The organism is Caldimonas sp. (genome assembly GCF_046289365.1).
In the GTDB taxonomy this organism is placed as follows: Bacteria; Pseudomonadota; Gammaproteobacteria; order Burkholderiales; family Burkholderiaceae_C; genus Caldimonas.
Genome location: NZ_JBKBVU010000133.1, coordinates 1 through 8448, shown reverse-complemented (window position 1 = coordinate 8448; position 8448 = coordinate 1). Strand labels below are relative to the sequence as shown.

Annotated in this window: 8 protein-coding genes; 5 read left to right on the top strand and 3 right to left on the bottom strand. The window is 67.8% G+C overall.

All coding sequences use genetic code 11. The annotated features are described in order from the left end of the window. The 5 genes from ACK42S_RS12695 to ACK42S_RS12675 all read left to right on the top strand — a co-directional run. Nucleotides 1-685, top strand: a 685-nt coding sequence (locus tag ACK42S_RS12695; protein ID WP_409707971.1) for an amino acid ABC transporter permease, incomplete at its 5' end; no start/stop codon positions are given. Between the two features lie 8 nt (nt 686-693). Further along, on the top strand, nt 694-1800 hold the full coding sequence (locus ACK42S_RS12690) for an amino acid ABC transporter permease (RefSeq protein ID WP_409707968.1): 1107 nt from the start codon (nt 694-696) through the stop codon (nt 1798-1800). A 19-nt stretch (nt 1801-1819) separates the two neighbouring features. Then, complete coding sequence (locus tag ACK42S_RS12685) at nt 1820-2590, top strand: amino acid ABC transporter ATP-binding protein (protein ID WP_409707965.1); 771 nt, start codon at nt 1820-1822, stop codon at nt 2588-2590. Between the two features lie 149 nt (nt 2591-2739). Beyond that, the gene (locus tag ACK42S_RS12680; protein ID WP_409707962.1) at nt 2740-4413 is read left to right on the top strand and encodes a long-chain-fatty-acid--CoA ligase; all 1674 of its coding nucleotides are present in this window, start codon (nt 2740-2742) and stop codon (nt 4411-4413) included. A 19-nt stretch (nt 4414-4432) separates the two neighbouring features. Further along, the gene (locus tag ACK42S_RS12675; RefSeq protein WP_409707959.1) at nt 4433-5185 is read left to right on the top strand and encodes a 5'-methylthioadenosine/adenosylhomocysteine nucleosidase; all 753 of its coding nucleotides are present in this window, start codon (nt 4433-4435) and stop codon (nt 5183-5185) included. Here the strand turns inward: ACK42S_RS12675 and ACK42S_RS12670 are convergent. From ACK42S_RS12670 to lptB, 3 genes are all read right to left on the bottom strand, one after another. Further along, nucleotides 5164-6399, bottom strand: a complete 1236-nt coding sequence (locus ACK42S_RS12670) for a class I SAM-dependent RNA methyltransferase (protein WP_409707956.1) — start codon at nt 6397-6399, stop codon at nt 5164-5166. The two genes, ACK42S_RS12675 and ACK42S_RS12670, sit on opposite strands and share 22 nt — an antisense overlap. 4 nt (nt 6400-6403) lie before the next feature. Beyond that, nucleotides 6404-7915 (bottom strand): RNA polymerase factor sigma-54, encoded by a 1512-nt coding sequence (locus ACK42S_RS12665; RefSeq protein ID WP_409707953.1) that lies wholly within the window; start codon nt 7913-7915, stop codon nt 6404-6406. A gap of 15 nt (nt 7916-7930) precedes the next feature. Further along, a partial coding sequence (lptB, locus tag ACK42S_RS12660) for an LPS export ABC transporter ATP-binding protein (RefSeq protein ID WP_409707950.1) occupies nt 7931-8448 on the bottom strand: 518 nt, incomplete at its 5' end.

Below are 8448 nucleotides of genomic sequence, written 5' to 3'. Positions count from 1 at the left end.
CGCCACGCAGCGCGGCTTCTGGTTCGCCTGGCCGGCCGAGCATGCCGCCTGGTCGGGCGCCGGCTGGGCCCTGCTCGCCGGCCTGGGCTTGTCCTGGGCCTGGCGCAGCGCCGCGGCCCGACATCAGCATGCCACGGGCCAGCGCTGGCCCGTGGGCTGGGTCAGTGCCGGCTTGATCCTGGGCCTGCCCGTGCTGACCTGGGCCGCGATGGGCGCGCCCACCGCGATGGACGTGCCCTCCTTGGGCGGCTTCAGCCTGCAAGGCGGCCGCTCGATCTCGCCAGAGTTCACCGCCTTGCTGCTGGGCCTGTCCACCTACACCGCGGCCTTCGTGGCCGAAGTGGTGCGCGCGGGCATCCTGGCCGTCGACCGCGGCCAGACCGAGGCGGCGCAGGCCCTCGGTCTGAATGCCGGCCAGCGCCTGCGCCTGGTGACGCTGCCTCAGGCGCTGCGCGTGATCATCCCGCCGATGACCAGCCAATACCTGAACCTGACCAAGAACTCCTCGCTGGCGGTGGCCATCGGCTACCCCGACCTGGTGGCCGTGGCCAACACCACGATGAACCAGACCGGGCAGGCCATCGAGGCCATCGCCATCCTGATGGCGGTGTATCTGTCGATCAGCCTGGCGATCTCGCTGTTCATGAACTGGTACAACGAACGCGTGAAGCTGGTGGAACGGTGAGAACGACCATGGACAAGACCCTTGCGCCCGCCAGCGCCGGCCTGCCCCCGCCACAGCGCCACGCCAGCGCCTGGGCCTGGGCACGCGAGAACCTCTTTTCCACGCCGCTGAACACCGGCATCACGCTCGTCACGCTGGCCCTGCTGGCCTGGGTGCTGCCCAAGGTGCTCGGCTGGGCGGTGTTCGATGCGGTCTGGGGCCATGCACCGCTCGAACAATGCCAGGCCGCGCGCGGCCAGGGCGCCTGCTGGGCCGTGGTGTGGGAGAAGTTCCACTTCATGATGTTCGGCGTGTACCCCTACGAGGAAAGCTGGCGCGCGGCGCTGTCCATCGGGGTGATGTGCAGCTTGCTGGTCGTCTCGGCCCTCAAGCGCTTCTGGAACGCCCGGCTCATCCTGATCTGGGTCGTGGGCCTGGCGCTGACCTTCTGGTTGATGGGCGGCGGCCTGGGGCTCACGCCCGTGCGCGCCGAGCAGTGGGGCGGTCTGCCGGTCACGCTGATCCTGTCGATCTTCGGCATCGGTTTGGCTTTTCCGCTGGGCGTGCTGCTGGCGCTGGGCCGGCGCTCGAAGCTGCCGCTGATCCGCGCCTTCTCCATCATCTACATCGAGGTGATCCGTGGCGTGCCGCTCATCACGGTGCTTTTCATGGCCTCGGTGATGTTCGCGCTCTTCCTGCCCGAGGGGCTGCGCATCGAGCAGCTCATCCGCGCCCAGGTGGCCATCATCCTCTTCGTGGCGGCCTACCTGGCCGAGGCGGTGCGCGGCGGCCTGCAGGCCGTGCCCAAGGGGCAGTACGAGGCGGCCGAAGCCTTGGGGCTGCCCTACTGGAAGATGATGGGGCTGATCATCCTGCCCCAGGCGCTGCGCCTGTCGATCCCACCGATCGTCAACAGCTTCATCTCGCTGTTCAAGGACACCTCGCTGGTGGTCATCATCGCGATCTACGATTTCGCCTATGCGGTGAAGAAGTCCGTCGAGACCGATTTCAGTTGGAAGCCCTTCTTCATCGAAGCCTTCTTGTTCTCGATCCTCATCTACTGGATCTTCTGCTACGCGATGTCGAAATACAGCCAATGGCTCGAGCGCGACCTCGCCCGCGGCCACCAGCGTTGACCCTCATCCGGAGACTTCCATGGCAGATGCTGCCCTCAAGACTTCCGCCGCCGGCGAGGTGGCCATCCGCATCGAAGGCCTGAACAAGTGGTACGGCGACTTCCATGTGCTGAAGAACATCGACCTGGAGGTGGCCAAGGGCGAGCGCATCGTGATCTGCGGACCGTCGGGCTCGGGCAAGTCCACGCTGATCCGTTGCATCAACCGGCTCGAACAGCACCAGCAGGGCCGCATCGTCGTCAACGGCGTGGAGCTGACCGACAACCTGAAGAACATCGATGCCATCCGCTCCGACGTGGGCATGGTGTTCCAGCACTTCAACCTGTTCCCGCACCTGAGCGTGCTGGACAACTGCACGCTCGCGCCGATCTGGGTGAAGAAGCAGCCGCGCGCCCAGGCCGAGGCCACCGCGCGGCGCTTCCTGGAGCGCGTGCGCATCGCCGAGCAGGCCCACAAATACCCGGGGCAACTCTCGGGCGGCCAGCAGCAGCGCGTGGCGATTGCGCGTGCGCTGTGCATGAACCCCTCGATCATGCTCTTCGACGAACCCACCTCGGCACTCGACCCGGAGATGGTCAAGGAAGTGCTCGACACGATGATCGATCTGGCCCGCGAGGGCATGACGATGCTGTGCGTCACCCATGAGATGGGCTTTGCACGGGCCGTGGCCGACCGGGTCATCTTCATGGATGCCGGCGAGATCGTCGAGCAAAACACCCCCGAGGCATTCTTCAGCAATCCGCGCAGCGAACGCAGCCGACAGTTCCTCAGCCAGATCCTGGACCGCTGAGACGGTGCCCCGAGACAGGGCATCGAACGGGGCCGCCGTCTCCTGCGGGACATCAAAGTAGAGGCTTCACTCCAAATCCGTCTAGCGAAACACCTGATGGGGCTTGCGTCAGCCATGCGTCAGAATTCCCGGTTCATTCGGAGGAACCCATGGAAAAAGTCTGGCTGAAGCACTATCCGCAAGGCGTGCCGCACGAGATCAACCCCGACCAGTACCCGTCGCTGGTCGCGCTGCTCGAGGAAAGCTTCACCAAATACGCCGAGCGTCCCGCCTTCAAGTTCATGGGCAAGACGCTCACCTATGCCCAGCTCGACGAGTACTCGCGCATCTTCGCGGCCTACCTGCAGTCGCTCGGCCTGAGCCAGGGTGACCGGGTGGCCATCATGATGCCCAACGTGCCGCAGTACCCCATCGTCGTGGCGGGCATCCTGCGTGCGGGCTACGTCATCGTCAATGTCAACCCGCTGTACACCGCCCGCGAGCTCGAGCACCAGCTCAAGGACGCCGGCGCCAAGGCGATCGTCATCATCGAGAACTTCGCACGCACCCTGCAGGAGTGCCTGGCCAAGACACCGGTCCAGCATGTGGTGCTGGCCGCGATGGGCGATCTGCTGGGTTTTCCGAAGGGCGCCATCGTCAATTACGTGGTGCGAAAGGTCAAGAAGCTGGTGCCGGCTTTCGATCTGCCCGGGGCCGTGCGCTTCAACGATGCCATCGCCAAGGGCCGCAGCCTCACGCTGCGCAAACCCGAGATCAAGGCCACCGACATCGCCGTGCTGCAGTACACCGGCGGCACCACCGGCGTGAGCAAGGGCGCCGTGCTGCTGCACCGGAACATCATCGCCAACGTGCTGCAGTCCGAGGCCTGGAACGGCCCGGCACTGAAGAAGATCCCGCCGGGCGAGCAGACCGTCACCGTCTGCGCGCTGCCGCTTTACCACATCTTCGCCTTCACGGTGAACATGATGCTGTCCATGCGCATGGGCGGCTGCAACATCCTGATCCCCAACCCGCGCGACATCCCCGCCGTGCTGAAGGAGCTGTCGCAGCACAAGTTCCACAGCTTCCCGGCCGTCAACACGCTGTTCAACGCCCTGGCCAACCACCCCGACTTCCACAAGGTCGACTGGAGCACGCTCAAGCTCAGCGTGGGCGGCGGCATGGCGGTGCAGTCGGCCACGGCCAAGCTGTGGCTGCAGAAGACTGGTTGCCCCATCTGCGAAGGCTACGGCCTGTCGGAAACCTCGCCCTCGGCCAGTTGCAACCCCACCGACAGCACCGAGTTCACCGGCACCATCGGCTTGCCGCTGCCCTCCACCGAGTTCAAGCTGCTCGACGATGAAGGCCACGAGGTGCCGATCGGCACCCCGGGCGAGATCGCCATCCGCGGCCCTCAGGTGATGGCCGGGTACTGGCAGCGCCCGGACGAGACCGCCAAGGTCATGACGCCCGACGGCTTCTTCCGCACCGGCGACATCGGCACGGTGGACGAGCGCGGCTACTTCCGAATCGTGGACCGCAAGAAGGACATGATCCTGGTGTCGGGCTTCAACGTCTACCCCAACGAAGTGGAAGATGTCGTGGCCCAGATGGACGGCGTGCTGGAAGTGGCTGCGGTGGGCGTGCCCGACGAGAAGTCGGGCGAGGCGGTCAAGCTCGTGATCGTCAAGAAGAACCCGGCGCTCACCGAGGCTGATGTGCGGGCCTACTGCGAGCAGAACCTGACCGGCTACAAGCGGCCCAAGGTCATCGAGTTCCGCACCGAGCTGCCCAAGACCCCGGTGGGCAAGATCCTGCGGCGCGAGCTGCGGGACAAGAAATGAGGCCTGACGACGCACAGCCATGACGCTGGCCCTCATCGCCGCGATGCACGAGGAGCTGGCGGCCGTCCTCGAACGGATGCCCGACGAGCGGCGTGAACGTGTGGCCGGTCGGGACTTCTGGGTGGGGCATCTGGGCGGCCGCGAGGTCGTGGCGGTGCTGTCGGGCATCGGCAAGGTGGCCGCGGCCACCACGGCCACGCTGGCCATCCAGCGCTTCGGGGCGCAGGCTCTGCTCTTCACCGGCGTGGCCGGCGGCCTGGGCGAGGGCGTGCGCGTGGGTGACCTGGTGGTGGCCACCGAGCTGTTGCAGCACGACATGGACGCCTCGCCGATCTTTCCGCGGCATGAGCTGCCCTTGTACGGCCTGTCGCGCCTGCGCACCGATGCGGCGATGAGCCAGCGCCTGCTTCAGGCGGCGCGTTCGGTGGCCGCCGAGGCCGCCAGGGTGCTCGGCGCCGACACCCTGGCGGCCTTCGGCATCGGCACGCCCGCCGTGCACAGCGGGCTGATCCTCAGCGGCGACCGTTTCGTGTCCACCAGCGCCGAAAGCGCGGCCCTGCGCCGCGAGCTGCCCGATGCCCTGGCGGTGGAAATGGAAGGCGCGGCCGTCGCCCAGGTCTGTCACGACCACGGCCTGCCCCTGGCCGTGCTGCGCACCATCTCGGACCGGGCCGACGATCAGGCCCATGTGGACTTCACCGCCTTCGTCCAGGATGTGGCGCGCCGCTACTCGGTGGCGCTCGTCGAGCGTTATCTGGCCGCGGGGGGCTGAGCCTCACCGCGCATGGATCCGCTCACCAGGTCGAAGCGGAACAGGCGGCATTCGATGGGGCCGTTCCACATCGGGATGCGGCGGGCCTCCTTCAGGCGCATGCGGCTGGGCAGTTTCATCTCGGGGCTGAGCACCCAGGCCGTCCAGCCGCCGAAATGGCGCTTCCAATGGGCCGCCAGACGCGGATAGAAATCGTCGGCCAGGCCGGTCTGCTCAGCGCTGCGCGCCACGCTGCCGCGCGCCTCGATGCGCTCGCCATAGGGCGGGTTGAGCATCAGTGTGCGCGCCAGGCCCTCGCTCAGGCGCGGGGCCGGCCGCTCCAGCGCGTCGCCACCATGGAATTCGATCGCATCGGCCACGCCGGCACGCTGCGCATTGCGGCGCGCGAAATCGACCATGCGGAAGGCCACGTCGCTGGCGAACACCGGCACGGCCGGTGGGTGGATGCGTGAGCGCGCGGCCTGCCTCAAGGCCTGCCATTGGGCCCGCGCCGGCGGCCCGGCAAAGGGCGCCAGGTGTTCGAAGGCAAAGCGTCGCTTCAGGCCCGGCGCGATGCCGCAGGCGATCTGGGCAGCCTCGATCGCGATGGTGCCCGAGCCGCAGCACGGGTCGAGCAGAGCCCCGCCGGCCTGAGGCGTGCCGCGCCAGCCCGCGGCGGCCAGCATCGCGGCGGCCAGGGTCTCCTTCAGCGGGGCATCGCCCTTGTCCTCGCGCCAGCCGCGCTTGAACAGCGGCTCGCCCGAGGTGTCGATGTAGACAGTGGCGTCCTGTTCGGTGAGGTGCAGCATCACCCGCACGTCGGGGTGGCGCGTGTCCACGCTGGGCCGCTGGCCGGCGGCCTCGCGCATCGCATCGCACAGCGCGTCCTTGATGCGCAGCCCGGCAAAGTTGAGGCTGCGCAGCGGCGAACGCTGGGCGGTCACGTCCACCTTGAAGGTCTGTGCCGGGCTCATCCAGTCGGGCCAGCGCACCTGGCGGGCCAGGGCATAGAGGTCGTCTTCCTGGCGATAGGGGCCGCGCGCGAGCCGCACCAGCACGCGCTGAGCCAGGCGGCTTTCCAGGTTGAGCACCATCACCGCGCGCGCGTCGCCGCTCAGGGCGATGCCGCCGCGCTCGATCGTGCCGTGGGTGTCGGGCCCGAGCAGGCTCATCGCCTCCTCGGCCAGCCAGGCCTCCACGCCACCGGCACACGGAAGGAAAAGCTGCAGTCTCATGAGGTCACAGGGCCTTGCGCAGGTTGGCCGGCGCGATCTTCAGGGCCTCGCGGTACTTGGCCACGGTGCGGCGCGCCACCTGGATGCCCTGTTCCTCGAGCATCTGGCTGAGCTGGCTGTCCGACAGGGGCCGGGCCGGGTCCTCCGAGGCGATGAGCTGCTTGATCAGCGCGCGCACCGCGGTGCTGGAGGCATTGCCCCCGGCCTCGGTGTTCAGCGAGGAGCCGAAGAAGTACTTCAGCTCGAAGGTGCCGAAGGGCGTGGCCATGTACTTGGCCGTGGTCACGCGCGAGATGGTCGATTCGTGCAGACCCAGCTCGTCGGCGATCTCGCGCAGCACCAAGGGCTTCATCGCGATCTCGCCATGGGTGAAAAAGTTCTTCTGCCGCTCGACGATGGCCTGCGAGACGCGCAAGATGGTGTCGAAGCGCTGCTGGATGTTCTTCATGAACCAGCGTGCCTCCTGCAGCCTGGCGCCCAGGGCCTGGCTGGACTCGCTGCCGCGCTGCTGCCGGATGGCCTGGGCATAGAGATCGTTGATGCGCAGGCGCGGCATCACGTCGGGGTTGAGCACCACCTTCCAGCCGCGGCCGGCCTTCTGCACGATCACGTCGGGCACGATGATGTGGGCCTCGGCCCGCGCAAAGGGCCGACCCGGCTTGGGCTCGCAGGCCACGATCAGGGCTTGGGCCTGCTTGATCAGCTCCTCGTCGGCGCCGGTGGCGGCCATCAGCTTCTTCACGTCGCGCCGTGCCAGCGCCTCGAGGTGGCCCTGGCAGATCATCAGCGCGATGATCTGGGCCTCGCTGCGCGGCAGGGCGCGCAACTGCAGACACAGGCACTCGGACAGGTCGCGCGCGCCCACGCCGGTGGGCTGCAGACTGTGCAGCCACTTCAGCGCGCAGCGCAGCCGCTCGAGCAGTTCTTCGCGCGAGGCCTCGTCCTCGCCGGCCAGGTGGGCGGCGATGTCCTCCAGCGCATCGGCCAGGTAGCCGTCTTCGTCGAGCGACTCGATCAGCACCTGCACCGCGGCGGCATCTTCGGGCGACAGGCGCATGTCCAGTAACTGCTGGCGCAAATGATCTTGCAGGCTGATGCCGGGGCTGGCCCGCTCGATGGGGTCGAGCTCGTCGTCGCTGCCGCTGCGGCTGGCCGGCGTCTCGCCGATGCCGTCGAAGTCGTCGCGTTCGGTGCCGTTCTCCCAGTCATCGCGCTCGGTGGCGCCGACCTCCAGCGTATCGACCCCGCCGGCCTCGGCCGCCTCGAAGCCGTCGCCAGCCTCGGCGTCGGCCTGGGCTTCGCGCTCGCGGGTCGCCGGCGCCTCGGGCAGCAAGGACGGGCCCGGCACCGGCTCGCCGCTGTCGTCCTCGGGTTCGAGGAAGGGGTTTTGTTCCAGCATCTGCTCGACTTCCTGATGAAGCTCGAGCGTGGACAGTTGCAGCAACCGGATGGATTGCTGCAACTGCGGCGTCAGCGCCAGGTGCTGGGACAACCGGACCTGCAGGGAGGGCTTCATCGCATCGTCCCTGACCTACATGCGGAAGTGCTCGCCGAGATAGACCTTTCGCACGTCGGCGTTCTCGACGATCTCTGAGGGCGTGCCCTGGGCCAGCACCCGGCCTTCGCTGATGATGTAGGCGTGGTCGCAGATGCCCAGGGTCTCGCGCACGTTGTGGTCGGTGATGAGCACCCCGATGCCGCGCGCCTTGAGGAAGCCGATGATGCGCTGGATCTCGATCACCGCGATCGGATCGACCCCGGCGAAGGGCTCGTCCAGCAGGATGAAGCGCGGCTGCGTGGCCAGCGCCCGCGCGATCTCCACGCGGCGGCGCTCACCGCCCGACAGCGACGGGGCCGGCGCATGGCGCAGCTTCTCGATCGACAGCTCGGCCAGCAGCTCGTCGAGCTGGTGCGCGATCACCGTCTCGTCCAGCGGCCGGCCCTGCGCGTCACGCTGCAGCTCCAGCACCGCGCGGATGTTCTCCTCGACCGAAAGCTTGCGGAAGATCGAGGCCTCCTGCGGCAGGTAGCTCAGGCCCAGGCGCGAAC

Coding starts and splice junctions, on each gene's coding strand:
- ACK42S_RS12690 (WP_409707968.1), top strand. CDS start 694: ATGGACAAGACCCTTGCGCCCGCCAGCGCCGGCCTGCCCCCGCCACAG.
- ACK42S_RS12675 (WP_409707959.1), top strand. CDS start 4,433: ATGACGCTGGCCCTCATCGCCGCGATGCACGAGGAGCTGGCGGCCGTC.
- ACK42S_RS12670 (WP_409707956.1), bottom strand. CDS start 6,399: ATGAGACTGCAGCTTTTCCTTCCGTGTGCCGGTGGCGTGGAGGCCTGG.
- ACK42S_RS12680 (WP_409707962.1), top strand. CDS start 2,740: ATGGAAAAAGTCTGGCTGAAGCACTATCCGCAAGGCGTGCCGCACGAG.
- ACK42S_RS12665 (WP_409707953.1), bottom strand. CDS start 7,915: ATGAAGCCCTCCCTGCAGGTCCGGTTGTCCCAGCACCTGGCGCTGACG.
- ACK42S_RS12685 (WP_409707965.1), top strand. CDS start 1,820: ATGGCAGATGCTGCCCTCAAGACTTCCGCCGCCGGCGAGGTGGCCATC.